Source organism: Flavobacterium salmonis, from assembly GCF_903819435.1.
Classification (GTDB): domain Bacteria; phylum Bacteroidota; class Bacteroidia; order Flavobacteriales; family Flavobacteriaceae; genus Flavobacterium; species Flavobacterium chungangense.
This window is the reverse complement of sequence record NZ_CAIJDP010000067.1, coordinates 1-24,921: the sequence shown is the minus strand read 5'-3', so window position 1 is coordinate 24,921 and position 24,921 is coordinate 1. Positions and strand designations below refer to the sequence as shown.

Annotated in this window: 29 protein-coding genes; 22 read left to right on the top strand and 7 right to left on the bottom strand. The window is 34.5% G+C overall.

Translation table 11 applies throughout. The annotated features are described in order from the left end of the window. Window positions 1-3: 3 nt before the first annotated feature. The 14 genes from gldF to FLACHUCJ7_RS09880 all read left to right on the top strand — a co-directional run bounded on the left by gldF (window position 4) and on the right by FLACHUCJ7_RS09880 (window position 13,164). Entirely contained in the window at window positions 4-729 is a 726-nt protein-coding gene (gldF, locus tag FLACHUCJ7_RS09945) for a gliding motility-associated ABC transporter permease subunit GldF (RefSeq protein WP_180908791.1), read from the top strand. Beyond that, complete coding sequence (gene gldG / locus FLACHUCJ7_RS09940) at window positions 729-2,414, top strand: gliding motility-associated ABC transporter substrate-binding protein GldG (protein ID WP_180908790.1); 1,686 nt, start codon at window positions 729-731, stop codon at window positions 2,412-2,414. Before gldF ends, gldG begins: the two co-directional genes overlap by 1 nt. A gap of 105 nt (window positions 2,415-2,519) precedes the next feature. Beyond that, window positions 2,520-3,638 carry a DNA polymerase III subunit beta gene (gene dnaN, locus FLACHUCJ7_RS09935; protein WP_180908789.1) on the top strand — a complete coding sequence of 373 codons (1,119 nt, stop codon included), beginning with the start codon at window positions 2,520-2,522 and terminating at the stop codon, window positions 3,636-3,638. Window positions 3,639-3,843: 205 nt separating this feature from the next. Then, window positions 3,844-4,512, top strand: a complete 669-nt coding sequence (locus tag FLACHUCJ7_RS09930; RefSeq protein WP_317170892.1) for a DsbA family oxidoreductase — start codon at window positions 3,844-3,846, stop codon at window positions 4,510-4,512. Between the two features lie 476 nt (window positions 4,513-4,988). After that, complete coding sequence (locus FLACHUCJ7_RS09925; protein WP_180908788.1) at window positions 4,989-6,299, top strand: site-specific integrase; 1,311 nt, start codon at window positions 4,989-4,991, stop codon at window positions 6,297-6,299. Window positions 6,300-6,976: 677 nt separating this feature from the next. Further along, window positions 6,977-7,354: a single-stranded DNA-binding protein gene (locus FLACHUCJ7_RS09920; RefSeq protein WP_180908787.1), complete on the top strand. Its 378-nt coding sequence runs from the start codon at window positions 6,977-6,979 to the stop codon at window positions 7,352-7,354. Window positions 7,355-7,397: 43 nt separating this feature from the next. Next, on the top strand, window positions 7,398-8,471 hold the full coding sequence (locus FLACHUCJ7_RS09915; RefSeq protein ID WP_180908786.1) for a DUF932 domain-containing protein: 1,074 nt from the start codon (window positions 7,398-7,400) through the stop codon (window positions 8,469-8,471). 52 nt (window positions 8,472-8,523) lie between these two features. Continuing rightward, entirely contained in the window at window positions 8,524-8,727 is a 204-nt protein-coding gene (locus FLACHUCJ7_RS09910; protein ID WP_180908785.1) for a hypothetical protein, read from the top strand. Between the two features lie 4 nt (window positions 8,728-8,731). Beyond that, window positions 8,732-9,337, top strand: a complete 606-nt coding sequence (locus tag FLACHUCJ7_RS09905; protein WP_180908784.1) for a PRTRC system protein E — start codon at window positions 8,732-8,734, stop codon at window positions 9,335-9,337. Between the two features lie 18 nt (window positions 9,338-9,355). Beyond that, window positions 9,356-9,574, top strand: a complete 219-nt coding sequence (locus tag FLACHUCJ7_RS09900) for a PRTRC system protein C (protein WP_037438461.1) — start codon at window positions 9,356-9,358, stop codon at window positions 9,572-9,574. A gap of 17 nt (window positions 9,575-9,591) precedes the next feature. After that, window positions 9,592-10,758 (top strand): hypothetical protein, encoded by a 1,167-nt coding sequence (locus tag FLACHUCJ7_RS09895; protein ID WP_180908783.1) that lies wholly within the window; start codon window positions 9,592-9,594, stop codon window positions 10,756-10,758. After that, the gene (locus FLACHUCJ7_RS09890; RefSeq protein ID WP_180908782.1) at window positions 10,755-11,474 is read left to right on the top strand and encodes a PRTRC system protein B; all 720 of its coding nucleotides are present in this window, start codon (window positions 10,755-10,757) and stop codon (window positions 11,472-11,474) included. The genes FLACHUCJ7_RS09895 and FLACHUCJ7_RS09890 overlap by 4 nt, the downstream gene beginning before the upstream one ends. Beyond that, window positions 11,474-12,280, top strand: coding sequence for a PRTRC system ThiF family protein (locus tag FLACHUCJ7_RS09885; RefSeq protein ID WP_180908781.1), 807 nt, complete (start codon window positions 11,474-11,476; stop codon window positions 12,278-12,280). Before FLACHUCJ7_RS09890 ends, FLACHUCJ7_RS09885 begins: the two co-directional genes overlap by 1 nt. Before the next feature lie 329 nt (window positions 12,281-12,609). Then, window positions 12,610-13,164 (top strand): nucleotidyltransferase family protein, encoded by a 555-nt coding sequence (locus tag FLACHUCJ7_RS09880; protein WP_180908780.1) that lies wholly within the window; start codon window positions 12,610-12,612, stop codon window positions 13,162-13,164. Window positions 13,165-13,378: 214 nt separating this feature from the next. Here the strand turns inward: FLACHUCJ7_RS09880 and FLACHUCJ7_RS09875 are convergent, their stop codons facing one another. Then, window positions 13,379-13,765 carry a winged helix-turn-helix transcriptional regulator gene (locus FLACHUCJ7_RS09875; protein ID WP_180908779.1) on the bottom strand — a complete coding sequence of 129 codons (387 nt, stop codon included), beginning with the start codon at window positions 13,763-13,765 and terminating at the stop codon, window positions 13,379-13,381. A 255-nt stretch (window positions 13,766-14,020) separates the two neighbouring features. Then, the gene (locus FLACHUCJ7_RS09870) at window positions 14,021-14,761 is read right to left on the bottom strand and encodes a 3-oxoacyl-ACP reductase family protein (protein WP_180908778.1); all 741 of its coding nucleotides are present in this window, start codon (window positions 14,759-14,761) and stop codon (window positions 14,021-14,023) included. Window positions 14,762-14,899: 138 nt separating this feature from the next. Here FLACHUCJ7_RS09870 and FLACHUCJ7_RS09865 point away from each other — a divergent pair, with 138 nt between their 5' ends. The 4 genes from FLACHUCJ7_RS09865 to FLACHUCJ7_RS09850 all read left to right on the top strand — a co-directional run bounded on the left by FLACHUCJ7_RS09865 (window position 14,900) and on the right by FLACHUCJ7_RS09850 (window position 17,625). After that, window positions 14,900-15,256 carry a winged helix-turn-helix transcriptional regulator gene (locus tag FLACHUCJ7_RS09865; RefSeq protein WP_180908777.1) on the top strand — a complete coding sequence of 119 codons (357 nt, stop codon included), beginning with the start codon at window positions 14,900-14,902 and terminating at the stop codon, window positions 15,254-15,256. A gap of 168 nt (window positions 15,257-15,424) precedes the next feature. Further along, window positions 15,425-15,808: a DoxX family protein gene (locus FLACHUCJ7_RS09860; protein ID WP_180908776.1), complete on the top strand. Its 384-nt coding sequence runs from the start codon at window positions 15,425-15,427 to the stop codon at window positions 15,806-15,808. Between the two features lie 50 nt (window positions 15,809-15,858). Beyond that, complete coding sequence (locus FLACHUCJ7_RS09855; RefSeq protein ID WP_180908775.1) at window positions 15,859-16,296, top strand: nuclear transport factor 2 family protein; 438 nt, start codon at window positions 15,859-15,861, stop codon at window positions 16,294-16,296. 339 nt (window positions 16,297-16,635) lie between these two features. Then, entirely contained in the window at window positions 16,636-17,625 is a 990-nt protein-coding gene (locus FLACHUCJ7_RS09850; protein WP_180908774.1) for a hypothetical protein, read from the top strand. A 215-nt stretch (window positions 17,626-17,840) separates the two neighbouring features. On the opposite strand, the gene FLACHUCJ7_RS09845 is transcribed toward FLACHUCJ7_RS09850, so the two are convergent. After that, window positions 17,841-18,980, bottom strand: a complete 1,140-nt coding sequence (locus tag FLACHUCJ7_RS09845) for an FAD-dependent monooxygenase (RefSeq protein ID WP_180908773.1) — start codon at window positions 18,978-18,980, stop codon at window positions 17,841-17,843. A gap of 29 nt (window positions 18,981-19,009) precedes the next feature. Next, window positions 19,010-19,768: a DUF6597 domain-containing transcriptional factor gene (locus FLACHUCJ7_RS09840; RefSeq protein WP_180908772.1), complete on the bottom strand. Its 759-nt coding sequence runs from the start codon at window positions 19,766-19,768 to the stop codon at window positions 19,010-19,012. Between the two features lie 650 nt (window positions 19,769-20,418). Here FLACHUCJ7_RS09840 and FLACHUCJ7_RS09835 point away from each other — a divergent pair. The 4 genes from FLACHUCJ7_RS09835 to FLACHUCJ7_RS09820 all read left to right on the top strand — a co-directional run bounded on the left by FLACHUCJ7_RS09835 (window position 20,419) and on the right by FLACHUCJ7_RS09820 (window position 23,133). Next, on the top strand, window positions 20,419-20,847 hold the full coding sequence (locus FLACHUCJ7_RS09835; protein WP_180908771.1) for a hypothetical protein: 429 nt from the start codon (window positions 20,419-20,421) through the stop codon (window positions 20,845-20,847). Between the two features lie 426 nt (window positions 20,848-21,273). Then, window positions 21,274-22,131, top strand: coding sequence for an AraC family transcriptional regulator (locus FLACHUCJ7_RS09830; RefSeq protein WP_180908770.1), 858 nt, complete (start codon window positions 21,274-21,276; stop codon window positions 22,129-22,131). Window positions 22,132-22,210: 79 nt separating this feature from the next. Next, the gene (locus FLACHUCJ7_RS09825) at window positions 22,211-22,921 is read left to right on the top strand and encodes an FAD-binding oxidoreductase (protein WP_180908769.1); all 711 of its coding nucleotides are present in this window, start codon (window positions 22,211-22,213) and stop codon (window positions 22,919-22,921) included. Then, a complete protein-coding gene (locus FLACHUCJ7_RS09820) occupies window positions 22,921-23,133 on the top strand; it encodes a hypothetical protein (RefSeq protein ID WP_180908768.1) in 213 nt (70 codons plus the stop codon). The genes FLACHUCJ7_RS09825 and FLACHUCJ7_RS09820 overlap by 1 nt, the downstream gene beginning before the upstream one ends. 114 nt (window positions 23,134-23,247) lie before the next feature. Here FLACHUCJ7_RS09820 and FLACHUCJ7_RS09815 read toward each other — a convergent pair whose 3' ends face one another. The 3 genes from FLACHUCJ7_RS09815 to FLACHUCJ7_RS09805 all read right to left on the bottom strand — a co-directional run bounded on the left by FLACHUCJ7_RS09815 (window position 23,248) and on the right by FLACHUCJ7_RS09805 (window position 24,575). After that, window positions 23,248-23,703, bottom strand: coding sequence for a response regulator transcription factor (locus tag FLACHUCJ7_RS09815; protein ID WP_180908767.1), 456 nt, complete (start codon window positions 23,701-23,703; stop codon window positions 23,248-23,250). 283 nt (window positions 23,704-23,986) lie between these two features. Beyond that, a complete protein-coding gene (locus FLACHUCJ7_RS09810) occupies window positions 23,987-24,283 on the bottom strand; it encodes a helix-turn-helix domain-containing protein (protein ID WP_180908766.1) in 297 nt (98 codons plus the stop codon). 22 nt (window positions 24,284-24,305) lie between these two features. Then, window positions 24,306-24,575, bottom strand: coding sequence for a helix-turn-helix domain-containing protein (locus tag FLACHUCJ7_RS09805; protein ID WP_180908765.1), 270 nt, complete (start codon window positions 24,573-24,575; stop codon window positions 24,306-24,308). Window positions 24,576-24,921: the final 346 nt, after the last annotated feature.

Here is a 24,921-nt window from a genome sequence, read left to right as displayed (position 1 = left end):
TACATGAAATCAATTATTTTACGGGAAATAAAATCCTTTTTTGGTTCTCCGGTTGGCTATTTGGTCATTGCTGTTTTCTTAATCAGTAACGGACTTTTTTTATGGATTTTTGAAGGAGACTACAATATCCTGAATACGGGTTACGCCGATCTGACGCCATTTTTTACTTTAGCACCATGGATTCTGATTTTCCTGATCCCTGCTGTTACTATGAGAAGTTTTTCTGATGAAAAAAAACAAGGGACTCTTGAATTGCTTTTGACAAAACCATTGTCAATTTGGGAAATTGTAAACGGTAAGTTTCTTGGGGCTCTTTTTTTGATTATCATGGCAATAGTTCCAACATTCATTTATGTAAAAGTAATTTCGGGCTTAGGCTCTCCGGAAGGTAATATTGATATGGGAAGCACAATTGGTTCATATTTTGGATTGTTGTTTTTGATTGCTTCATATTCAGCGATAGGAATTTTCACTTCCACACTTTCAGAAAATCAAATTGTAGCTTTTATCGTTTCTGTTTTTTTATGTTTTTTCTTTTATTTTGGATTTCAAGGTTTGGCATCGCTGATCCCTGGTTTTTCTGGCTTTGTATCTTCACTGGGTATGCAGGATCATTTTAAAAGTATGAGTAGGGGAGTAATTGACACTCGCGATGTAATTTACTTTCTAAGTATTACTGTTTTGTTTTTGTCTTTTACAGTTTATAAATTAAAATCTTTTAAAGCCTAATGAAAGCATCTGCTCAAATAAATATTAAAACATTATGTATAACCATCTTTATTTTGGTTGTTCTGAATGTATTAGCAACTTTGTTTTTTTACCGATTTGACTTAACTAAAGACAAGCGATACACTTTATCTGAAACTTCGTTGCAAATTATAAAACAGATTAAAAATCCGCTATCGATTAAAATTTACATGCAGGGAGAACTTCCTGCAGATTTTAGACGTTTGCAGCAGGAGACTAAGCAATTACTGGAAGAATTTCAGGCCTATAATCCTAATATTGTTTTCGAATTTGTAAATCCTATGGAAAACGAAGACGAGAGCATGGATTTAATAAAGTCATTGTATCAAAAAGGCCTTACTCCAATAAATATAACTGTTGACGATAAAGGAAAACAATCTCAGGCAATGGTTTTTCCGTGGGCAATTGCAGTTTACAATAATAAGGAGATAAATATCCCTCTGTTAAAAAATAGAATGGGGGCTTCTACAACTCAAAAAGTTATTGGATCCATCCAGCATCTTGAATATTCTATTGCCGATGCTGTCAATAAGATTACTAAAGAAAGACAAAAGAAGATTGCAATCTTAAAAGGAAATGGAGAAATGCGCGAAATTCATCTTGACAAAATGTTGCGACAAATCCATGAAAGCTATTACATTGGACCTTTCACCTTGGATTCTGTCGCTAAAGATCCTAACGGAACCTTAAATGCATTAAAAAAATATGATTTGGCAATTATAGCTAAGCCTACAGAGACTTTTTCTGATGAAGAAAAAGAGGTTTTAGATCAGTTTATAATGAATGGCGGAAAAACATTATGGCTGATAGATCAGGTCGTAGCAGATATGGATAGTCTTTACAATCAGGCGGGTGCAACTCTGGCATACCCAAGAGATCTTAATCTGAATGATATGTTTTTCAAATATGGATTCAGAATCAATCCGGATTTAGTAAAAGACGAACAGGGAAGTCCAATAAAATTAGCAACCGGGGAACAGGGAAGTGCTACGCAATACCAGGATTTTATCTGGAAATTTGCTCCAATCGTTTCGCCTGAAAGCAAGCATCCTATTGTGAAAAATTTAGGTGGAATCAAGCTTGATTTTACTAGTCCAATCGATACTCTTAAAAACGGAATTAAAAAAACAGTTTTATTACAGTCGTCACCTTATTCTAAAAAAATCGGAGCGCCGGCTGAAATTAATTTAGAGATTGTCACAGAGCAGACTTCACCTAAAGATTATCTTAATAAAGGTAATTTAGTACTTTCTGTTTTATTGGAAGGAAGTTTTCATTCCGCTTTTGAAAACCGCGTTTTGCCTTTCAGAGACAACTCATTTTCGACAAGCGGAAAACCAACTAAAATGATTGTTGTAGCGGATGGAGATATAGCCCGAAACCAATTAGATAAAAACATGCAGCCTGTCGAATTAGGTTACGACCAACGCTCCGGAAACTTGTACGACAACAAAGATTTTGTAATGAATTGTATCAATTATTTATTAGATGATACCGGACTTATTAACATTAGAAGTAAGGATTTAGATTTGCCGTTATTAGATAAAGAGAAAGTTTATGAAAACTACACACATACACAATTCTTAACTATCGGACTTCCAATCCTGATTTTGTTGATTTTCGGACTAGCATTTACCTATATTCGAAAAAGAAAATACAGTAAATAGATGTTAATAAAAAAATTGTAAAACTAAGATTGTTTACGATATATTTGTAATCCCATATTTTAGGTTAAAATTTCTAAAATAGGATCAAAAATTAAAAACACACAGATGAAATTTATAGTATCGAGTTCGTACTTATTAAAGCAATTACAAGTTTTAGGTAGTATAATTAACAGCAACAATACGCTGCCTATTTTAGACAACTTCTTATTTGAACTAAATAATAATGAGTTGACAGTTTCGGCATCAGATCTTGAAACCACAATGTCAGCCACATTATCAATCGATTCTAAAAGTAAAGGAAGTGTAGCGGTTCCTGCAAAACTTTTACTTGAAATTTTAAAAACATTTCCGGAACAGCCTTTAACTTTTACAGTTGAAGATAATAATACAGTTGAGATTAGTTCAAATTCAGGAAAATATGCATTGGCGTATGCTGCAGGAGAAGAATTTCCAAAATCAGTAAATCTAGAAGATCCATCGGTAACTTTGGTTCCTGCAGATGTATTGGCAACTGCGGTAAGTAAAACTATTTTTGCGGCAGGAAACGATGATTTACGTCCGGTAATGTCTGGAGTCTTCTTCCAGTTTTCACCAGAAGGTTTGACTTTTGTTGCAACAGATGCTCATAAATTGGTAAAATATGCCCGCACAGATGTAAAAGCATCTCAGGTTGCCGATTTTATTATGCCAAAGAAACCTTTAAATATTTTGAAAAGTATTTTAGGAAGTTCTGATGCCGAAGTAAAAATTGAGTATAACGATTCAAATGCGACTTTCTCATTTGACAACTATATATTAATGTGTCGTTTGATTGATGGAAAATACCCAAATTATGAAGCTGTAATTCCAAAAGAAAATCCAAACAAATTAATGATCGATCGTTCCTTGTTTTTAAGTTCCGTTCGTCGTGTTGCAATTTTCTCAAACAAAACAACACATCAAATCCGTTTAAAAATTGCTGGAGCCGAATTAAATGTTTCTGCAGAAGATATTGATTACTCAAATAAGGCGGAAGAAAGATTAACTTGTGATTATCAGGGTGATGATCTTCAAATTGGTTTCAATTCACGTTTTTTAACAGAAATGCTAACTAATTTACAATCAGATATGATTATGTTAGAGATGTCATTGCCTAACAGAGCTGGGATTCTAACGCCGGTTGATGGTTTAGAAGAAGGCGAAACCGTTACAATGTTGGTAATGCCTGTGATGTTAAATAGTTAACATCAAAAGTTCTTTTTGTTACAGGGATTTTTTTTAGTTTCAAATTAAAGACATATCATTGTAAAAAAAAAATATCGCTATTAACCAACCATTTTTTATACCTGAAAACCGCAATTCTTAAAAAAGAGTTGCGGTTTTTTATTTTATCTCATTCCTGGTGAAATTTTGAAAAAAATCTGAATGTTTTTCTCTTATTCTTTTCTTAATGGAAAAACTTCTTGAAATATTTAATTATTTTTGTAATATGAAAATAGAAATTTGGTCGGATATCATGTGTCCGTTTTGTTATATAGGAAAAAGACAGTTGGAAAAGGCATTGGCTGAATTTCCAAATGATGAATTTGAGATAGAATGGAAAAGTTTTCAACTCGATCCATCTATTACGCCCCAATCAGGCAAAGATGTTTATACTTTTTTGGCAGAGCGCAAAGGTGTTTCGCTTGAGCAATCAATAGAAATGCATAAAGGTGTTGTTGAACGTGCTAAAAGTGTTGGTTTAGACTATCATTTTGAAAAAGCAGTTATTTCAAATTCATTAACAGCTCATCGTATTATACATTTGGCTAAAACCCAAAAGTTGGGCGATGAAATGGAAGAGATTTTCTTTAAGGCATATTTTACGGAAGGAAAGGATTTAAATGACGCTTCAACTTTAATAGAACTAGGTAGTCAGGTTGGATTAAATGAAAATGAAGTTCGTGAAGTCGTAGAAAATGAAAAGATGTATTTAAATGATGTAACAAAGGATATTGCCGAAGCACAGGAAATTGGAGTGCAGGGTGTTCCTTTTTTTGTTTTTGATAGAAAATATGCTATTTCTGGAGCACAGCCTCATGAAACTTTTGTTCAAACAATTAATGAGACTAATAAGTAAAGCATAGTACATAATGCAATCTCAAACCCGACAGTTTTTCGAAACTTGTCGGGTTTGTTTTTATACATATATAAGGACGGATTATACTCATAATATAATAAGAGTAGTTCTTTGTCAGGGTAAACGAAGTCGAAGTCCTTTTGAATTTGTTATTTCATAATTTAAATTTCGGGAGCTTAATCCCGCTATTCACTTCAATCTTTTGCTTTTTAAAGAAAAAAGATTAGTAAAAAGCAAAAATAAGCAAAACGGATAAAACCGTTACTATACAGTAGTTTATAAAATTGCAGTCTAAAGTTAGAGGTCATTGTCCGATAGGTTTTGGACTTAAAACGACAAGGTTAGGTTACTAAATCATTACTGATTATAATTTAACTAAATGAAATGTAATAATCTATATTTCAGTAATTTGCGCCGTTTTTCATGTCTCCTTGTAACTCATTAAAATTTAATTTTAAACATTAAACAATTGAGTTATGGAAAAAGTAAAAAGATCCACGTTCAAACTGCTTTTCTACCTAAAGAAGAACGAGCCTAAGAAGAATGGCAATGTACCCATTATGGGGCGTATTACCATTGACGGAACCCAGAAAACATTTGGAACAAAGTTAGAAATCAATCCTGATAATTGGGAATTAAAGCACGGAAGAGTTTTGGGCAAGAGTGCCAATGCATTAAGTGCCAATCTTAAATTGGATAATATACGATTGCGTATCAACAAGATTTATGATGATATGCTCAAAGACGAGGGGTTTGTTACCGCACAAAAAGTAAAGTTTTCCTTTTTAGGAGTTGGTGTTATGGGTGATGGAATCCTTAAAGTATTTAAGGAGCAAAATGAGGATTTTGAAAGAATGGTCAGCAAAGGAAAGCGTTCTCAAAACACCTACAATAAATACAAGACGGTGTATAATCATCTTTGTGAATTTATAAAGGAACGTTATCATAGGGAGGATATGGACTTTAGGGAATTTACTTCCGATTTTATTCGGGAGTTCGATTTCTTTCTACGCATAGATAAAGATTGTACACATAATACGGTTTGGGTCTATACAATGCCAATCATTGCTTTGACAGAATTGGCTATAAAAAAAGGTCTGATACGCAAAAAACCTTTTGAAGATTATAAAATCAGCATGGAAGAAACTGATCGTAGCTATCTTTTAAAAGATGGCGTAGAAAAGTTGATGCTTCTAAAGCCATCTAAATCAAAATATGAACTTGTAAAAGACCTCTTTATTTTCAGTTGTTTTACAGGACTTTCCTATGTAGATATTCAAAAACTAAAATGGAGCAACATACAGGCATTCTTTGATGGACACCAATGGATTATTAGCAGGAGAAAGAAATCAGATGTTGCTTCCAACGTTAGGCTATTGGAAATTCCAAAGCATATTATCGAAAAGTATAGAGGAATTACCCGTAGTGATTATGTTTTTCTAATACCTTCCAATCCAACCTGTAATACTCACATTAAAAAATTAATAGGGGAAGCGGAAATCATTACAGAACAGAAAGTAACCTTTCATACTGCACGCCACACATTTGCTACTATGTTCTTAACTGAAGGTGTGCCACTTGAAAGCCTTAGTAAAATGATGGGGCATAAAAATATTTCCACAACACAGATTTATGCCAAGATTACAAGTCAGAAGATCAGCAAGGATATGGATTTGGTATCGCATAAATTCGCCAGAATGGAAGCTACATTTGTTGCTATGGAATCGGATGTATCATTAGGGGAAGAAATTATTTTGGGCGGAGAAGAATTTGAACTTGTCACGTGATTTCTTTCATCACACCATTAATATAAGCAGGACTTAACCATCCTGCTTTTTTTATGCCCATACTTAATCCTCAAAGCACATTTATTTTTCCAACGCAAATCCCAATACTTATAAAAGAGCTTTGATTGGATACTTGATAAAGCATATTGAAAAAATCTCCCGTCACTATTCCTCAATGATATTTTTTCAATACTCTTTCAGTGGCATCTCAAGCCACTATTATAATAATGGTTGTTTATAAATTCTACTAAATGAAATTGCCCGTTTTGTAATCACATAGACCATTTCCTAAATGCCTTTTCCATTGGCTTCCACATCAGGTTTTATCCAAGAAGCCGGTATGCTGTTTTGTCCCATTTCAAGAGCAAAGGTATTTCCGTGTTCTTAACGCAGAAACAAGGTCATGCCCTCCGGGTTTGCAAAATAATCTCCACCCATTCGGGTCGTATTTTTTTGACAAAACCTTGTTCCTGCTAAACACTAACCTTTCTTGCTCGTGAAACGAAACAAAGCATACTCCGGCTCTTTAGACGAATAAAAAAAATGTCAGAAATGAAAAAATATAGCATTGGAAATGGTAAAAAAAGTGAAACGAAACTTCAGCACCTCCTCTCATTGCCGAATAAATCAAGGTAAAAAAATCAAACAAAAATTCAATAACGTAATAATCGAAAATCATGAACATCACAGGAAGATTGACAAGGGATGCGGAAGTACGCACAACGCCACAGGACAAACAGGTTGTAAATTTTTCAGTAGCGATAAACGACAGCTACCGTAACAAACAAGGCGAACGCATTGAGCAGACAACCTATTTCGACTGCTCCTACTGGATAACCTCGAATGTAGCCAAGCTACTTACAAAAGGCACTTTAGTAGAGCTATCGGGACGAGTAAGTACAAGAGCGTGGACAGGTAATGACGGAGAGCCAAGAGCAGGACTGAATTTTCATACCTCACAAATCAAACTGCACGGAGGTGTCAAAAAATCGGAAACGGCACAAGCTACCACAAGCACAAACAATAACAAGGCAGAAGACGACCTCCCATTTTAACAACGAGTATTCAATCATTTTTAAATATCAAAATTTAAGCATTATGGCACATAATATCAATTTCAACGAGAGAACAGGACATTATTCATTTTTTAGTGTACAACAAAAAGCGTGGCACGGTTTAGGGCAAATCGTAGAGCAATATCCAACAAGCGAGGAAGCTATCCAACACGCAGGGTTAGATTACGAAGTCGTAAAATCTCCACTATTTACTAAAGGTTCGGGCATTATTGAAACGGCTAACGGCATTGAGATAGGCAGTAGCGAATTGGAAGTACCTAACTATTTCGCTAACATACGCACCGATAACAATGCAGTATTGGGCGTAGTGGGTAGAGATTACCATATTGTACAGAATCGTGAAGCCTTTAATTTCTTTGATGCTATTGTAGGCGGTGGCGACGGCATTCTCTATGAAACTGCAGGAGCATTGGGCAACGGAGAACGCATTTTTATCACAGCCAAATTGCCCGATTATATTCGAGTTGGAAATGGCGATGATGTAACGGAAAAGTACATTTTCCTAACCACTTCGCACGATGGTAGCGGGAGTATCACAGCCGCATTTACGCCTATCCGTATCGTTTGTCAAAACACCCTTAACGCTTCGTTACGCAGTATGACCAATGTAGTCCGTATCAAACACACTTCGGGAGCAAAGCAACGTATCGAGAACGCTCACAAGATTATGGGACTTGCCGACACATTGAGTAACCAATTAGAGGGGATTTTTAATGAGTGGGCAAAAGTAAAGGTATCAGACCAAGAAGTTAAAAAACTCATCCAATTGGCACTTTGCCCAAACAAAGAAACCTTTGATTTAATTAAAAAAGGTGCGGAAGATGAAATTTCTACCGTATTTAAAAACACCGTTGAGGATGCATTTGCTTATGCGATGATAAGCGACACGCAACAAATGGACACCACGAAAGGTACTTTGTTTGGGGCATACAATGCCGTTACAGGCTACTATCAGAATGTAAGAAATTACAAGAACGATGAAGCCAAATTACAGAGCATTGTATTGGGTGGTACTGCCCAACTCAAATCACAGAAAGCATTTGACTTGTGTGCCTCTTTTGCAACGGACGGTGCGGAAATCCTAAACGGTAACTAAATAACAACAGGCTACCGCCTTAATCGATGGTAGCCTATTATAAGCTATAACTATGAAAATAACAGACTTAAATGGTTGCCAAATTGAAATAATAGACCTTAATGAAGCTATCCGAATAACAGCAGAATACAAAGAATACCGCCACGAGGACAAAAGTTTCTCGGAGTTCAACAAAAGGCAAAAAATCTATTGGACGTATATGTACGAGAAATTAACAACAATCAAAAAACGATTAGACGAAACTTTAAAATTTTAGAACAATGAACACAAATTTTTTCAATCAGATACAGCAGTTGGACTTTACAGGAGTATTGCAACTGAACATTTCAAAAGGAATAGAAAGCAACCTAATAGTAACGGTAATGCTCAACAACGAACAATGCGGAGATAATGCCAAAAACGGTATTCCTCCATTGACATTCAACGCCACACCGCAGGAGTTTGACGAGGGGTTTTTTGAGCAGATAACAACACCTATACAAAAAGTATCGGGCTTAATGGTGGATATGGAAAAATTCCTAAAACAAATGGAAATAGTCAAACAGCAATCGGCAATGGAGAAAGAAAAGACCGAGAAAGCGAAAAAGGAAAACGAAGCCAAAGACAAAAAGTTTAAAGACGGAATGGCAAAGGCTGATGAGTTGGAAAAAGAGGGTAAATTCCGTGAAGCCTGGATAAAAGTACCCGATATAACGGAGTTCCCCGAAAAAGCAGACGAGATACGTAAACGCAAAACATCATTATCTGACAAGTTTGGAACGCCAAGCCTTTTTGGAGCAATGGAAGAAGCAACACCCGAACTGCCACAAGCGGAAGAAGCTACTACCGATTATCCCATTGATGAAACGGAAGAAGAACAGTATTAACAATTAAAACGAGCAATTATGTTATTAGCAACCCAATTAGAACGAGTTTTTATACTCAAAGATAAAGGACAGGACATCAGATTGACCGACCCCGAACCACGTTGGAGCGTGGAAGCAGTAATGAATTTTTACGCCAATATGTACCCGATTTTGACTACTGCAAAAGTATCTGCACCACAAATCAAAGATGATGCAGTAGAGTACAAATTTGAAAGCGTAATGGGTACGAAAGGTTAAACCAAAATTATAAAACGATGAATTATGCAACGCAACATCATATCGGGAATTATCAGCATACCCGAACAGAAACGACAACAACAGTTACACCGACAGTTGGGCGAGTTCGCAAATTGGATACAAAGACCAAAGGATGCAAACCAAGTACAAAAGGACAAACAGAAATCCGTACCAATAGCAATGCTACCAATGGTATTCTAAAATGTACGTTTCTGCCTAAACTGAAAACAGTACAATCCGTACAGGCTTGTCAGAAAACGGAGAGGGATTTTTACAAGTCCCTTTCCAAACTTGCCGAGCATTACAGCATTGAACCAATGCAAACCAAAGATTTTGATTTTCCCTACAATATAGCATTGGCTATGTGGGATATGGAAACCAAAGTAAAACGTATCAACATAAATTGGGATAGTTTTACATTGGTACTGGACAGTAAGAAAACATTTTTTGTGAGTGAGGAAAGGTACGATGTGGGTACAACCTTGTATTATATTCCCATTATGCCACTGTTTCAAATGCTCAAAGACCCGAAGCGTAAAAAGACCGCACAGCTACTTATATCGGTATGCAGTTATTTGTACCATATTGCCAATATTCCGTATTACAGGCAGGAAGACAGCTATTTGTATTGGCTATATGAAATGCAAAAAGACTGGATAGAACAGGACGATGAAACGGACGAAACCGAAGCGTACAAAAGAGAGTTGAGAAATGCAGAATATATTGGCGATAAGATAGAACAGAAGCTATTCAACCGTAGCAATTTAAAGGTATTTGAACAACGCTTGAGCCAATTTAAAAGCGTTGATACGTTCGACAGGGAATGTTGGCAGGTAGCTTGCGATGCGTTTGCCCTTTGTAATGAATATCCAAACGCAACCATTTTCAGAAATGCACCATTACACGAACAAGACCCTTATAATGATGATTGCGAAAATGAAGCAATCGGGATGGAAAAGTACATTTCATTTATTGCAGATACTAAAGGTTGGTTATATGAAAGCCTTTCGGATAACATCAACAATGAATTTAACGAGTATGGGGCAATGGAAGAACCAACCATTAGCAAACAATTTGACGGAAGCGAAATAACAGCAACCAATCTTGATTTTGAGAACCGTTTGTTTGTTTTATTGAACGATTTATGTGGTTTGCTATATGACTATAAAACAACAGAAAAATGAACAACCTAAATAACATAGCCGAGAATTTTGGAACATTATACCATCCAAAATCCGCTTTGGTTTTCTATGAAACCGCAGGAACAGAAACCGATATGTATGTGGAGCATTTTGATATGGATAGCAACGGAACACCTATAAATGCCCACCCATTAACAGTAAAAGAAGCCAATGTATTGGCAAAGGCTCTAAAGACCGATGAAGAAAACAGCAAAGCCTTTTTAAAACCAAAGGGGATTTTACCGACAAACATTTTGCATATCAATCCAAGCGAAAAAGGTACGGTGCTATGGTACACCAAAACACAGCAAAGGCAGATATATTTTGTGGATAGTTTAGGTATTTCCAACGGCAAGGCACAAGTACCGCCAATGCTATGGTTTGCCAATAAAAGCAGTCTTACGGTATTTGCTTTAGCAAACGACAGAAGACCCACCGAGAAAACGCCATTGCATTATGCACCTTTCTTCAATATCTACGAAAAGGGCAATGTATGTATGGGTACTGTGAGTATTGACATTAAAAATTCGGCTTCGATTGAGGAATTTATACAGGCGTGGGAACATTATTTTTTCACTTCCTATTTCAGCCATTCATTATGCGAAAACTTGACAAGAAAAAATATTGTAACCCTTTGGAAAGACCTAATCAATACAGATAAACCCTTTCCTAAAGAGGTATTGAAAAAAAATAACACAACCCTTAAAAATCTATTGTGATGAATACAGAAAAAATAGTAGTCCATTTTACGGACAATTATCTGCTCAATCCGACAAACCCGATTTCGGTAAACCTTATCGGAGCAGGTGGCACGGGTTCAAAGGTATTGACCGCCTTAATGGAAATGAACCACAGTTTAATAGAATTAAGACACGCAGGGTTGTCCGTTAGGCTGTGGGATGATGATGTTATCACGAGTGCCAATTTAGGCAGACAGCGTTTTGCAGAAAGTGAAACAGGATTATACAAATCCGTTGCCTTAATCAACCGTTGTAATCGATGGGCAGGTACAAATTGGAAAGCCAAAACGGTAAAATTTGAAAAAGACAATTTTGGCAGACTACCCGAAAAAGCAAGGGCTACTATTACCATTACTTGTGTGGACAATGTACAGGCGAGGTTTGGTGTAGCTGAAATTCTTAGAGAAATAAGCTACCGCAGACACTACCAAGACGAGCCAAAATATTGGTTAGATTTTGGTAACAGCCAGCATACAGGACAAGTACTACTATCTACTATTGGAGCCATAAAGCAACCCAATTCAGAGAAATACCAAACTGTGGCAAGCCTGCCGTTTGTTACCGATGAATTTGGCGAATTACTCAAGCAATCCGAACAAGAGGATAAAACGCCAAGTTGCTCACTTGCCGAAGCATTGGAACACCAAGATTTGTTTATCAATTCATCATTGACACAAATGGGTTGTTCCTTATTGTGGAATTTATTCCGCAGGGGAATGACCGAATACAAAGGATTTTTTCACAATCTGAAAGATTTCCGCACCCACCCGATAAAAGTCGCCTGACCCGAAAAAGCGGTCGGCAAAAATGCAATTCCTCGCTTTGGTCGGAAACGCATTTTTGCGGTTAAAATAGGCACAACCACTTTGCTAAAATGCACCGCTCCACAATTCCCTTTCTTTACATTTTACCAAACAGGTTGCAAGATTATTGCGTGGGATATTCAGTATCCCATTTTTTGTTTAAACCAACTTCTTTTCTTTCCAGACTGCGACCAAAGAAAAGAAGCAAAAGAACGTCGCTTGTTTACATTGGCTTTTATTATAATTTCAATCGAAGGAAATACTTAATTCGTTAAGTTTGTCGTTCTAAACTATACACGGATTAAAGAAAAATGAAGTTTAAAGATGAATTGTTTTCAATCATAAAAGAAAAACCATTAAATCTAAAAATACTTAAAGCTGTTCAAGATTTAAATTTAGATGATTGTTGGATTGGGGCAGGATTTGTAAGAAATAATGTTTGGGATAAACTGCACAATATTATAAACGTAGATATTGATTATGATATTGATGTTGTTTTTTATTTCCCTGAAAATATTTCTGTTAGCTATGAAGAAGAATTAGAAAAAAAGCTTTTAGCTAAAACACCTAATTTACAATGGTCGGTTAAAAACCAAGCTCGAATGCACCTGAAAAATGGTCATAAAAATTACATTAATGTTTTAGATGCCATATCTTATTGGCCCGAAACGGCTACTTCAATTGCTATCAGGCTTGATGAACTGGGTAATTTAGATTTGATAGCACCTTATGGATTAACAGATTTATTTAATTTAATTGTAAAACCAACACCCAAATTTGATACAATCATAGTTGAAAAAAGATTAAGAGAAAAAAAGTGGCTCACAAAATGGAGAAATCTCAAGTATATAAAAAACCATAGTTAACATACAAAATAAGTCCGAACTAGGTGCAACCTATTTGTCAAAATGTACCGCTCCACAAATTCCTCTCTTACATTTCAACAAATAGGTTGCGAGATTTTGCTTGGGATATTCATTATCCCATTTGTTGTATTTAATACTGACTTCTTTTCTTTCCAGAGTGCGACCAAAGAAAAGAAGCAAAAGAACGTCGCTAGATTGCTTTCTGAAAACTAATTTATTTCTTGGAAGATATTTCAGCTTTCAGTTTCTGGCGATGCTGAATTCCCCATTTTGTCATTGCATTAACCAATTCTTCTAAAGTTTGACTGTAAGGAAGTAATTCATATTCAATACTTACCGGATAACCATTTTCCACTTTTTTGACGATAAAACCATTGAGTTCCAAATCTTTCAATTCGCTGGAAAGTACACGTGCTGAAATTCCGGTGACTTGTCTTTGGATTTCTGTAAACCGCTTATTTCCTCTCGCCATTGCGATGATAATCATTAGTTTCCATTTACCGCCGATAACGTATAAGGCATCTGAAACTGCTGTTAAAATCGTGTGACATTCTTCGGTAAACTCCTTATTATCTGTTTGAATTTCTGTTGATTCTTTCATAACTAATCTATTTACCAGTTATTAACCTTTGGATAACAACTAATATAATGTTAGCAAATATATTTATTAATTGTTGTTTTTAAATAATTTGGTCACTCAGAAATCAAAAAGATTTTACCAATCATCATTTTTATTACAGATTAAAATTTAATAATAACCCTAAATTTTAATCTTTTGGCAGTACAATCAGAAAAGGCCTAGACAAAAATCTAAGCCTTTGAGAATTCTAAATTTTCATTCAGAACAATACCTAATCTAGCTTACCAGTCCGCCATCAATATTGATACTCGTACCAGTGATATATTTTGCGGAAGGATTTGCAAGGAATGCAACCAATTCTGCAATATCAGTTTTAGTTCCATAATGTCCCAATGCGACGTAACCTCTGATGATATCTGCAAATTGTGAATCCGCAGGATTCATTTCAGTTTCAATCGGACCAGGCTGAACTGTATTCACAGTAATACCTCTAGGTGCCAGGTCACGGGCAATTCCTCTTGTCAATCCTGCCACTGCAGCTTTGGTCATAGCGTAAACCGCACCACTCGGGAAGATGGATCTTTCTGCTGCTGCACTGCCAATCGTTATTATTCTCCCACCATCATTCATTATGGCTGATGCTGTTTGTATAGCCACAAAGACACCCTTAATGTTGACGGCAACCATTTTATCAAAATCTTCCATTTTAACATTGGGAAGCAAATCGTTAATTGCAACTCCTGCATTATTGACTAAAATATCAAGCCTTCCAAAAGTTTCAAACGCTCTATTGATAGCATTAACAATTGATTTTTCATTCCCGCTATCTGCTTTTAATGCAATAACTTTAGTTTCTTCATTTGATAATTCCAATACTAATTGATTTGCTTCATTTTCTGAATTCGAATACGTAAAGGCAACATTTACGCCTTCTGAAAATAATTTACGTACAATTTCCTGCCCGATGCCACGGCTCCCGCCAGTTACGAATGCTGTTTTATTCTTAATAGATTCCATTTTTTTAAATTTTGATTGTATTAATTATTGTGCAAAATTATACCTTTACTTTACTTTTGTCAAGTAGTTACTTATTTGTATTGTAGAAACAAAAAAGTAAGTAATGCTGTAAATCAATTAGTTAAAATTTTAAAAAAAATGAAAAATAATAGTAAAGCGGAGACTCAGTGTTCAAGATGCGGGATAGAATATGCATTTAAGAGAATCGGTGGAAAATACAAGGCAAGAATTTTATGGAATCTTAAAACCAGTGATCAGCTCCGCTTTGGTGAGCTGCTTAGAACATTGCCTGATGTAAGTACAAAAATGCTTACTCAGGCTTTAAGAGAATTAGAAGTCGATAATCTGATTATTCGCAAAGTTTATCATCAAGTACCTCCAAAAGTTGAATATACCTTAACTGAAAGTGGCAGAGAATTGCTTCCATTCTTTAAACATTTGGATGATTGGGCTATTTCTCAGATGGCGAATGAAATTTCTTCCTTGGATAATTAATAATATTCGTTGAATTTTTAAATCTATTAGAATGCTTTAAGCAATTGTCTTGTATACTATTGTCGTTCGAAACCAATTTATTACTTGATAACCTTTAAGTAACGACTAATAAAATATTAGTAATTTCGATATAATTTTGTCGAGTAAGAATTTTAAAACAACAAAATTATGTCAGTTAAAAATTTAAAGACGAAAAAAATAATCACAATCGGGCTTACAGCTTTGACTACGATTATGGTAGTATTAAGCGGTTTGATGAAAGCCATTCATCTTCCTTGGTCAGTGGAAGGTCTGGCTAAAACCAACTTGCCAAATTCTGCAACTGCATTAGGTTTGATGGAAATTTCCTTCATTATTTTATTTGTATTTCCAAAAACGATGCGTATCGGTTTCCTATTAATCAGTTGCTATTATGCAGGTGCAATGGGAACAGAATTGTCACACGATGGCTCTATTTTTAATCCTGCAGTTCCCTTAATATTAGTTTGGATGAGCGCTTTTCTGCGTGAACGTTCAGTATTTTTCGGTACAGCCGAATCAACAGCAAACTAACGATACAACAATATTTATCAGAAATAAATTAATTTAAAATCAACAGAATTATGACTTTAGAAATTTTAAGAACAAAAGAAGATTTGAGAAACCTAATCGATGATTATGCTTACTTAGGTGATGAGAAAAAAATTGCAGAACAGATGGAATTATTCACTTCAGATCTTAGCTATAAAGTATATATGGGCGGAGCTTTGGTAGCCGATGCTTCGGGTAGAGAAAGTATGGAAAGAGATTTTAATTTGCATTCCTCTGAAGTAAAAACATACTTTACTCTTAACGGACAGCACACGGTAAAAATCAATGACGAGACAGCGTCAGGAGTTTCTTATAGTCAAATTAAAATGATCAGAGAAATTGAAGGAAAAGATGTTCTAACGGATTATAGTGTAAAATACGATGATTATTATGTTAAGATAAATGGAAAATGGCTTATCAAGGACAGGGTTGCACATTTTGTTGTAGTAAAGTCAAATAATTTGCCCTAATTATAAAATTGAAGCTATAACATAGTCTCAAAAAAATAGGAGACAAAAATGCATTTTCTTGTTACTATAGGAAACGCATTTTTTCATTTAAAATTGAGGTAACCCCTTTGGTAAAATATGTCTATACACCATTCCCTTTTTTTATATTTTTACACAACAGGTTGTTAGTGGGATATTTACTTATTCTATATAGTACTGACTTCTTTTTTTTCCACCCAGCGACCAAAGAAATATAGCATAAGAACATCACATTATTTATTTGGCGTTTGTTTTTTTGAAAGTTATAGAACCTGCTAAATTGACTAAATTTGAAGTCTGCTAGTAACAATAAATTTCAAAATGATTGAAACTGAAATCTCAATAACCGTAAACAGAAAATCCGATATTACCTTATTAGAGCAAACAATTGTCGGGAACAAGTTCCAATTTCCGGTTTACATTCGGGAATATGAATTTAGCTATCAAATAAATTTCACAAGTGATTATGAGGAATGGGAATTAGACACGGCTATTATCAATTCTTTTCCTGGATATGAATTTACCACAGACCTTGAAAAAGGACGAAAGGAAATACGAATTCAAATATCCCGATACCAATCAGAATTATCCACCGATGGCTGGGGAAGACGGATTGAAAATCCTTTAGATGAAACGAAATATCTTGTAAAGGCATCGGCAAATAAACCTGAAAAATTCAATCCTAAAATCAAAGTTTTGTTTGAAGATAAAGAGCAATACTACTTTGTAAATATTGTAGACGGTGTTAACAGTGCTACTGAAGAAAAAGGTTTTTTGCTTCTGGATCATTTTAAAACCAATGAAACTGATGAAGCAACATTTTTTAAAGATAGATTGTATAAATCTCCTTTAGAAGCTTTTCATTCAGGATACTACAAGTTGTCTGAATTGGTGGATAAGGATTTTAGCATTTACCTTGAAAACAAAAAGAAAGAAATCAGAGAAATTCAAAAGCTACCTCGAAAAATTATTCGCGATTTTATAAATGCTTGCAATAGCTCCGATGAAAATAATATTCTGAAACATTTTGACGAACATACGATTTTTGAGAAACGTAAGAATTGGAAAACCATTTTTGAAGTCGAAGGAATTTCAAAATTTAAAGAATACCTTAGTTCTTCTGAACAAGAATTATGCGGTAAGGATTTTAAAATCAGGTCGTCTTGGAAAATTAATTTTCCTAATATCACAATTGGTATAAAATATTTTCCTGCTTCAGTTGATAAGGGAAGTAAGTTCAATCTTAAATATGAACAAATGATTTTTAGATTAGACAATAACAAGATTGTCAGTATCGTATATGAAATTTAATAATAAATAGTGAAATTCGGCTAAAAAACTTAAATGAAAATTAAATCATATTTACCTAAAAGCCGAACAGATTGGCAAAAATGGCTTGAAAAAAACACCAGTTAGAACAATCTGTTGGCTTGTTTGTTTCACTAAAAAGTCGAATGTTCAGATATTAAATTGGAGTGAAGCTGTTGATTAAGCATTTCGTTTCGGTTCCTTCTTCACAGTCAAAACTAAAAACCGTCGGTGTTTCTTTTGTCTATAGCTTCTTGGGTTCTTGGAATCCAATTTTCGTTTATGTCTGATTCTGCTCTAGCTTGTATTTCTTCAACAAACGGTCGCAGATTTTTATTATAATCTTCAAATGCAAATGCATAATTTCCGTTGTTCTTTTCTAATGCATGAGCCAATGTTCCTGCTCCTTCCATTGCCAGCGAGCCACCCATTCCTGCTGCTGGAGAGGCACAATGTGCAGCATCGCCAACCAAAGCGACTCTGCCTTTTGTCCACGATGGCATTTTTATTTGACTCAAATTAACAAAATAAAAATTATCTGATTGTTTCACTTCTCCCATTAGTTCTGCTGTACGCCAACCATCGACAAACTGGTCTAAAACAATTTTTCTTTGTTGCTCAATGTTACGGAAATCGTAAGTAATTTCTTTTTCGGAAATGAAGAAGAATACTATATCTGTCTTATCTTTATATCCGCTTAACATATATGCCTTACCTGGAACATTGTACCACTGCATTGTGTTTGGTGCTATCAACTCTTTGTCTAAAGTAGTAATAGAACCGTAAGCTTTTAGGAAATAGGTATAATCCTTTTCGACACCAAACCAAAGTTTCCTTACCCCCGAATGCATTCCATCACAACCAATGACAAGTTCGTATGACTTTTGTGAACCGTCAGCAAACGTAACTTCCATAGCATCCTCGATTTCGTTTAATACTGTAATACTATTGTTAAACATAAAGTCAACATCATTCCCAATTGCATTAAGCAGAATACCCACTAATTTACTTCTGTCAATTTCTATTTCATCAAAGTTGTGCTCTTCAACTTCATTGGAATTTTGTTCTTCGCCACCATCATTTATCACTATCGAATTTATAGTTATATCATTATTATCCTTAAATTCTATCAAAGCCAAACTCAAACTGTTTGACAAAATTTGGTCATAAATCCCCATTTGTTTAGCGAATTCAATTGTGTTTCCGCTCAAATTAAGAGATGTTCCACCTGTCCTTGCTTGGCTTGCAATTTCTACTACTGTTACTTTGTAGCCTAATTTGTTCATCCACCAAGCTGTCGTAAGTCCTGATATACTTGCACCCGAAATGAGTACTTTTTTATTTTTTACTATTTCCATTTTACATTGTTTTTAAATTCAATGCAAACTTATTTCTTCGGAAAATCTAACAATAGAACAAATCGGTCATTCTCGTTTCTATTTAATTCTTTGGGTGTAACACCTGAATATTTCTTTACATTTCTAATAAAATGATTTTGATCGGCAAATTTTTGTTCAGGAAAAAAATCACCTTTTTTTATTTGTGGTAACGATGCCTTAAATCTTAAAATATTGCAATAAGCCTTTAATGAAAGTCCAACATATTTATTAAAATAACGATTGATATCTCGGCTTGTCCAAAATGATTTTTCAGATAATTCTTTAACCGTCATTTCTCCGTTTGATAAATAAATGTATTCAAACAAAAGTCGTTTTTTCTCATCTATTTTTTTTGTACTTAGAATATTCTTTATTTTTTTTGAAATGTTGTTTACAAAAATTTCAAAGTCATTTAGATCGCAAATACTAATGTCCCAATAATTATCGGATAGTTGTTTAGGTTGTGATTGTAGTTCAGCAATAGAAGTTTCAAGAACATATTCGAGGGCAAGTAATTTAAAACTAATGGCAAACACAGTAGTTTTCGCTGGAAAAGTTCCTTGAAAAGGTTGCCTATCCAAGTTCATAAGCAACGTTTTAAAAGGTTCATTATCTGAAGCAATAAAAATTAAATCAACTTTTCCATCTGGCAAACTGGCAATTTCAATGCCTTTGTCCGAATGATTTTCAAACATATAAAAGACATCAACAAAATCAGAAAGTGATGGGTCAGCTTGGATAGTCGATAATTTTAATTCGTTGTCCATCCGTTTGGTGTAGTCAAATTTATGATTTAAAATATTTTAGGGTATTTTTAGGGTTTTAGATAATTCTTAAATCCCCGTTATAATAGCACTTATCAACCTTTTTTTATAGATGTATATAAAGCCACGAAATATACCGTAAAGTTTACAATACCACACAAAAAAAGAACAATATGATTGATATTTTTTTGGTAACGTGAGATTTATTTTTTAGAAAGTAAAAATTTGAGTTAAGTAACAGGAAAACAGACAAAAACGCATTGCCGAAATTGTATAAAGTGCAAAGCAAAATCTTGATCCAAAACATTTGCGATAAAAAAGAACAGATGGCTAATAAGCTATTGTCAAAAAGTGCATTTTTTCATAATCTAAAGGATTTTACCATCCATTATATAAAAGTTGCCTGACAACCAAAATAGGGTGGCAAAAATGCAATTCCTTCCTGCGGTCGGAAACGCATTTTTGCATTAAATCGCTGCAACCACTTTGCCAAAATGTACCGTTCCATAAATCTTCCTCTCTACATTTCATCAAACAGGTTGTGTTATTATTTCGTGGAATATTCGGTATCCCAAAAATTACACTAATTTTATAGAATACTATTTTAGGTCTCAAATTAGAGATAGATAAATATAATGTTCAAAAATATAAAAGTGATAGAAATAATAAATAAAATCATAATTCAGTGTTCAAGAAATCCTAAAATGCTTTTCGTAATAGATGCAATAGGAGCATTACTATCGTCTGTTTTTCTATTTATGATTGCAAAAAAGTTTAGTTTGAATTTTGGTATTTCAGAGGCAGTTTGGGTTAAACTTTCGTTTCTTGCATTATTAATGGCTTTTTATTTAACCCTTTGTTCTCTTGGAGTAAAACATCGTTGGATGTCATTTCTAATTTCAATTTCTGTAATCAATATTGCTTATTGTGCTTTAACCATTGGAGTTTTAATCTATCACTGGTCAGAACTAACAGTTTTTGGTATAACCTATTTGTCAGCAGAAATAGTAGTGATTTTATTGCTTGCGTTTTTCGAACTCAATACTGCAAAAGCCATATCATTAAAAAACGAGAGTAACTAATGTCCGTTATTAGTTTAATAATAGTTGTTACGAAAATGCAATTCCTTACTGCGGTCGGAAACGCATTTTTGCATTTAATCGGTGCAACCACTTTGCCAAAATGTACCGCTCCATAAATCTACCTCTCTACATTTTATCAAAAAGGTTGCGTTATTATTTAGTGGGATATTCGGTATCCCTTTGTTGTTTCAGTTGACTTCTTTTCTTTTCACACAGCGACCAAGGAAAAGAAGCAAAAGAATGTCGCTTGGTTATGTTAAATTTTGTTTTACTAACGTCCAAAAGGAATATTCTAATTCATTAAGTTTGTGCAGTAAAATACACATCTCTTAAATTTGAGAGTTTTAGTGATACTATGGAGACCATAATATAAACTCACCTCTTAACAAAATTCAAGTAATAAATTTGCATAATAAATGGAAACCGATGCTTAAAAATATAAAAACTATTCCTGTAAACACGATGGCAGATATGTTTGGTACGGGTATTGCTATTGGAAAAGCAACCATTAAAGACTTGCAAATTTTTGAGAAAGCTGAACAATCACATCGGGATGATTATCACATATTTTTCCTGCTGGAAAAAGGAAATGTTTCTTTTGAAGTTGACTTTCAGCAGTATAACGTGTCACAATCGTGTGTGATTTACATTCATCCCAATCAGGTACATCGTATGGGGGCTTTTGAAAATGTAATTGCCAGTTTTTGGGCGATTAATAATGAGAACCTAAATTCTGAATACTTGAAATTATTGGAAGACATTACACCAGTAAAACCCTTGACTTTAAATAAAGAAACGCTTGCTGTTATTTCCGAAGCAGCATCATTATGTTTAAAATTTTCTGAACGTAAAAACGAAAAATTATATTACTCCTTACTAAATGGAAGTTGCAATACCTTAATTGGACTTGTTATTTCACAGTATTTAGTTCAATCAAAACCATTTGACAAACTTTCACGGTTTGAAATTGTAACCAAAGCTTTTAAGCAATTATTGGAGCGAAATTTTATAACTGCCAAACGACCGACAGAATACGCCCAACAATTAAATATTTCCTCCTCTTACTTAAACGAATGCGTAAAAAACACGACAGGTCATTCTGTTTCGCATCACATACAGCAACGTATTGTTTTAGAAGCCAAACGTTTGCTTTATCATTCCGATATATCGGTAAAAGAAATTGCAACGGAATTAGGCTATGACAACTATCCTTATTTTTCAAGGCTGTTTACTAAAGTTTCAGGAATATCTGCCGTAGCATTCCGAAACAAAAACCACGATTAGTCCAATACTAACCCTTTTCTTATATTGTTTGATATTTCCATTCGTTGTTCCTTTGCATTATAATTTAATGTATAGAATAATGATTTCAAGCATACCAAAATGGGTTAGTAATTTGTTCGGAAGCACAATGCGACCGAATATGAGAGTTATGGAAACGCATTGCCTAAGTCCGCACATCAAAAAAATACGTTTCCAAGGCGATATATCAAAATGGGATTTTCAAATTGGATACGCAAGCGTTGTTCGTGTGAGCGAAACCGAGTTTAGGAATTATACGGTGGCATATCACAATACGAAAGATGAAATTTTTGAAATTGTATTCCATATTCACGGCAACGGAGTTGGATGTAAATACATTGACAGCTTAAAAGTAGGCGATGAGATATTTGTAAGTCCACCAAGAGGGCTGAAAATTTACCATTCAAATGCAAAATATCAATTCTTTTTTGGCGATGAAACATCGTTAGGACTTGCTTATTCATTTCTTTCAATTCTAAAGAAAAATGAGCATCAATATCAATTCTACTTTGAATTAGATGATGAAAATAAAAACGTTCCCAATTTATTAGGTTTGGAGAACTGTACTGTATTCCCCAAGAAAAATACATTCAAAAGCGAAAACCAGATAAATGATTTACCTATTTTCAAATCATTAGAATTGCAGACTGCCAACTATATTTTAACGGGAAATGTAAAATCGATTCAAACATTCAGAAAAATATTAAAGAGCAGAATAAAAAGTAAAATTAATTCACAGGGCTATTGGCTTGAAGGAAAAAAAGGATTGTAATGATTTATGTATTTATAACATCAGTAAAAACGGAACAAGAGGTCGGACAATTAAAACCACACTTAAATGATTTGTTAAAACAGGCAAAATGGAATTTTGACCTTGAAGATTGTGACAAAATTTTACGAATTGACATTGAAACGGAAATTACCCAATCTATAATTAATCTCTTGAAAGACAAAGGTTTTTACTGCGAAGAATTAGTGGATTAAAACCACAGAACAACAAAATGGAAGCCGATAACAGGGATTTTTTGAAATTGGGGCTGAACGATTTTGATTGAACTCTTGTTCTAAAAAGCCTCCAATACGCAAAGTTCTGAACCGTTAGAGCGTTATTTCGTTATTTATAAAATATTCTTTAGCAATTTCCGCTACTCCCATACTAAAATATCTTCCGCCATTGATAACAACTTCAATGGCTTTTTTAAAATCGTCTGCATCGCTACCAATGAGAAGATAACCAGCAAAACCAATTTTTAAGATAGATTTTACAGTTTCTTCTGCGTCAATATCACTATGGACAATCAGTTTTATTGTTGGGTATTGTATCCTCAATTCTTGAAGCTGTGCCAATATATTCTTATCATAAAAATCGAGGTCAATAACACAGACTTCGGGAGGTGTTTTTAAAGCGGATAATTGAGATAGTCCGTCTTTAGTGTTTTCTGAACGAAGCAATACTTCAATTCCTGAAGAAATGAGATCGTTGCATGTCAAATCCAAAATCGGGCTTTTATCATTGATAAAGGCTAGGGTGTTTTTTTGTTGTGCTGTTTTCATATCATACCTTTTTTGAGTTGATGTAGCCCTGAACAAAAAAGAAGACGCAGGCAAACTACACTTACCGACATTGAGGCACTGGTACGCCCGACAACGAATAAGTGAGCGCCCACGCCTATGGCATGAGCGTTCCTCCTTATTTGTCCCGTTGTCTTAAAAATTACCAGTTTTCAATGAGGGACTTAAAGTAAAAACACTTTAAGAATTTTCTATATATAGCTACAAAGATACTAAAACTCTCTAACGATACACAATCAGACTTCAACGATTGAATAAAGAACTTTTATAAGCATTTAGCATTGTTTATGTAATTTTGCTCAAGTATCAAGAGTATATCTGATTGCTTGAAAATAATCTTACCGCCTATCTGGATATAAGGAAGTATTTTATCATCCCTGTATTGTTGTAAAGTGCGCTTACTAATGTGTAGCAATTCACATACGTCCTGACCAGAGAGGTATATCTCTCCGTTCATTACAGGACGGTAATTTTTTAATATTTCTTCGATACGGCTTCTCAACTGCATTATCATCTGCTGTTGTTCAATAATTTCTTCGGCTTCATTCGTCAGTAAATCCATTATCATTGGTGTTGTATGGTTGTCAGGCTTCGAGCAAAGCCTGTACGTCCGAGAGTTTATAATAATTCTTGCGGTTCAGTTTGGAATACGGCAATAAACCTTTGTCCTTATAGGTCTGCAAAGTACGTTTGGTAATGTTCATCATTAGACACACTTCCTGGTTATCCAGCCATTTCTCTTCTTTGAAAATCGAGGTATATTTTCGAGTAGCATTTTCGGCCAGTTCCAAAAGTTCCTTCAACTCATTTTTCATTCTGTCCAATGCGGATTTTTGTATTGCGATAACTTCCATAGCTTGCTTCATTTTTCTGTGGAAGTCGAATTTATAAAGGATTTTTAAAGCATTAGGAGTTGTGGTATAAGTTGGCGTTGAGAGGCAGTATTTGTCGCCACAATATAAATTTCAATATAGTTTATTTTGTAAATTTGAAAAATATAGTTTATTGATAAATAAATTTTTAATGGCAGTATTACAAAAAGGCAAATCAAATTATCCGTTTTGGGGAGCATCAATAAATCTAATCACTGGACTTGATCCTTTAGTGGAAAAACCGGTCAATTTGACCACCTAATTCCGGAGTAAATTGACCACCCGTTCCGGAGCAAACTGACCACCTAATTCCGGAGCAAATTGACCA

Excerpts from the sequence above, each read along its gene's own strand:
- FLACHUCJ7_RS09865 (WP_180908777.1), top strand. The coding sequence starts at position 14,900 with ATGAAAAATAATAGTAAAGCGGAGACTCAGTGTTCAAGATGCGGGATA.
- FLACHUCJ7_RS09930 (WP_317170892.1), top strand. The coding sequence starts at position 3,844 with ATGGAAAAACTTCTTGAAATATTTAATTATTTTTGTAATATGAAAATA.
- FLACHUCJ7_RS09925 (WP_180908788.1), top strand. The coding sequence starts at position 4,989 with ATGGAAAAAGTAAAAAGATCCACGTTCAAACTGCTTTTCTACCTAAAG.
- FLACHUCJ7_RS09875 (WP_180908779.1), bottom strand. The coding sequence starts at position 13,765 with ATGAAAGAATCAACAGAAATTCAAACAGATAATAAGGAGTTTACCGAA.
- FLACHUCJ7_RS09920 (WP_180908787.1), top strand. The coding sequence starts at position 6,977 with ATGAACATCACAGGAAGATTGACAAGGGATGCGGAAGTACGCACAACG.
- FLACHUCJ7_RS09845 (WP_180908773.1), bottom strand. The coding sequence starts at position 18,980 with ATGGAAATAGTAAAAAATAAAAAAGTACTCATTTCGGGTGCAAGTATA.
- FLACHUCJ7_RS09815 (WP_180908767.1), bottom strand. The coding sequence starts at position 23,703 with ATGAAAACAGCACAACAAAAAAACACCCTAGCCTTTATCAATGATAAA.
- FLACHUCJ7_RS09880 (WP_180908780.1), top strand. The coding sequence starts at position 12,610 with ATGAAGTTTAAAGATGAATTGTTTTCAATCATAAAAGAAAAACCATTA.
- FLACHUCJ7_RS09860 (WP_180908776.1), top strand. The coding sequence starts at position 15,425 with ATGTCAGTTAAAAATTTAAAGACGAAAAAAATAATCACAATCGGGCTT.
- FLACHUCJ7_RS09910 (WP_180908785.1), top strand. The coding sequence starts at position 8,524 with ATGAAAATAACAGACTTAAATGGTTGCCAAATTGAAATAATAGACCTT.
- FLACHUCJ7_RS09830 (WP_180908770.1), top strand. The coding sequence starts at position 21,274 with ATGCTTAAAAATATAAAAACTATTCCTGTAAACACGATGGCAGATATG.
- FLACHUCJ7_RS09825 (WP_180908769.1), top strand. The coding sequence starts at position 22,211 with ATGATTTCAAGCATACCAAAATGGGTTAGTAATTTGTTCGGAAGCACA.
- FLACHUCJ7_RS09890 (WP_180908782.1), top strand. The coding sequence starts at position 10,755 with ATGAACAACCTAAATAACATAGCCGAGAATTTTGGAACATTATACCAT.
- FLACHUCJ7_RS09905 (WP_180908784.1), top strand. The coding sequence starts at position 8,732 with ATGAACACAAATTTTTTCAATCAGATACAGCAGTTGGACTTTACAGGA.
- gldG (WP_180908790.1), top strand. The coding sequence starts at position 729 with ATGAAAGCATCTGCTCAAATAAATATTAAAACATTATGTATAACCATC.
- FLACHUCJ7_RS09840 (WP_180908772.1), bottom strand. The coding sequence starts at position 19,768 with ATGGACAACGAATTAAAATTATCGACTATCCAAGCTGACCCATCACTT.
- FLACHUCJ7_RS09900 (WP_037438461.1), top strand. The coding sequence starts at position 9,356 with ATGTTATTAGCAACCCAATTAGAACGAGTTTTTATACTCAAAGATAAA.
- FLACHUCJ7_RS09885 (WP_180908781.1), top strand. The coding sequence starts at position 11,474 with ATGAATACAGAAAAAATAGTAGTCCATTTTACGGACAATTATCTGCTC.
- dnaN (WP_180908789.1), top strand. The coding sequence starts at position 2,520 with ATGAAATTTATAGTATCGAGTTCGTACTTATTAAAGCAATTACAAGTT.
- FLACHUCJ7_RS09895 (WP_180908783.1), top strand. The coding sequence starts at position 9,592 with ATGAATTATGCAACGCAACATCATATCGGGAATTATCAGCATACCCGA.
- FLACHUCJ7_RS09870 (WP_180908778.1), bottom strand. The coding sequence starts at position 14,761 with ATGGAATCTATTAAGAATAAAACAGCATTCGTAACTGGCGGGAGCCGT.
- FLACHUCJ7_RS09850 (WP_180908774.1), top strand. The coding sequence starts at position 16,636 with ATGATTGAAACTGAAATCTCAATAACCGTAAACAGAAAATCCGATATT.
- FLACHUCJ7_RS09855 (WP_180908775.1), top strand. The coding sequence starts at position 15,859 with ATGACTTTAGAAATTTTAAGAACAAAAGAAGATTTGAGAAACCTAATC.
- gldF (WP_180908791.1), top strand. The coding sequence starts at position 4 with ATGAAATCAATTATTTTACGGGAAATAAAATCCTTTTTTGGTTCTCCG.
- FLACHUCJ7_RS09915 (WP_180908786.1), top strand. The coding sequence starts at position 7,398 with ATGGCACATAATATCAATTTCAACGAGAGAACAGGACATTATTCATTT.
- FLACHUCJ7_RS09805 (WP_180908765.1), bottom strand. The coding sequence starts at position 24,575 with ATGGAAGTTATCGCAATACAAAAATCCGCATTGGACAGAATGAAAAAT.
- FLACHUCJ7_RS09820 (WP_180908768.1), top strand. The coding sequence starts at position 22,921 with ATGATTTATGTATTTATAACATCAGTAAAAACGGAACAAGAGGTCGGA.
- FLACHUCJ7_RS09810 (WP_180908766.1), bottom strand. The coding sequence starts at position 24,283 with ATGGATTTACTGACGAATGAAGCCGAAGAAATTATTGAACAACAGCAG.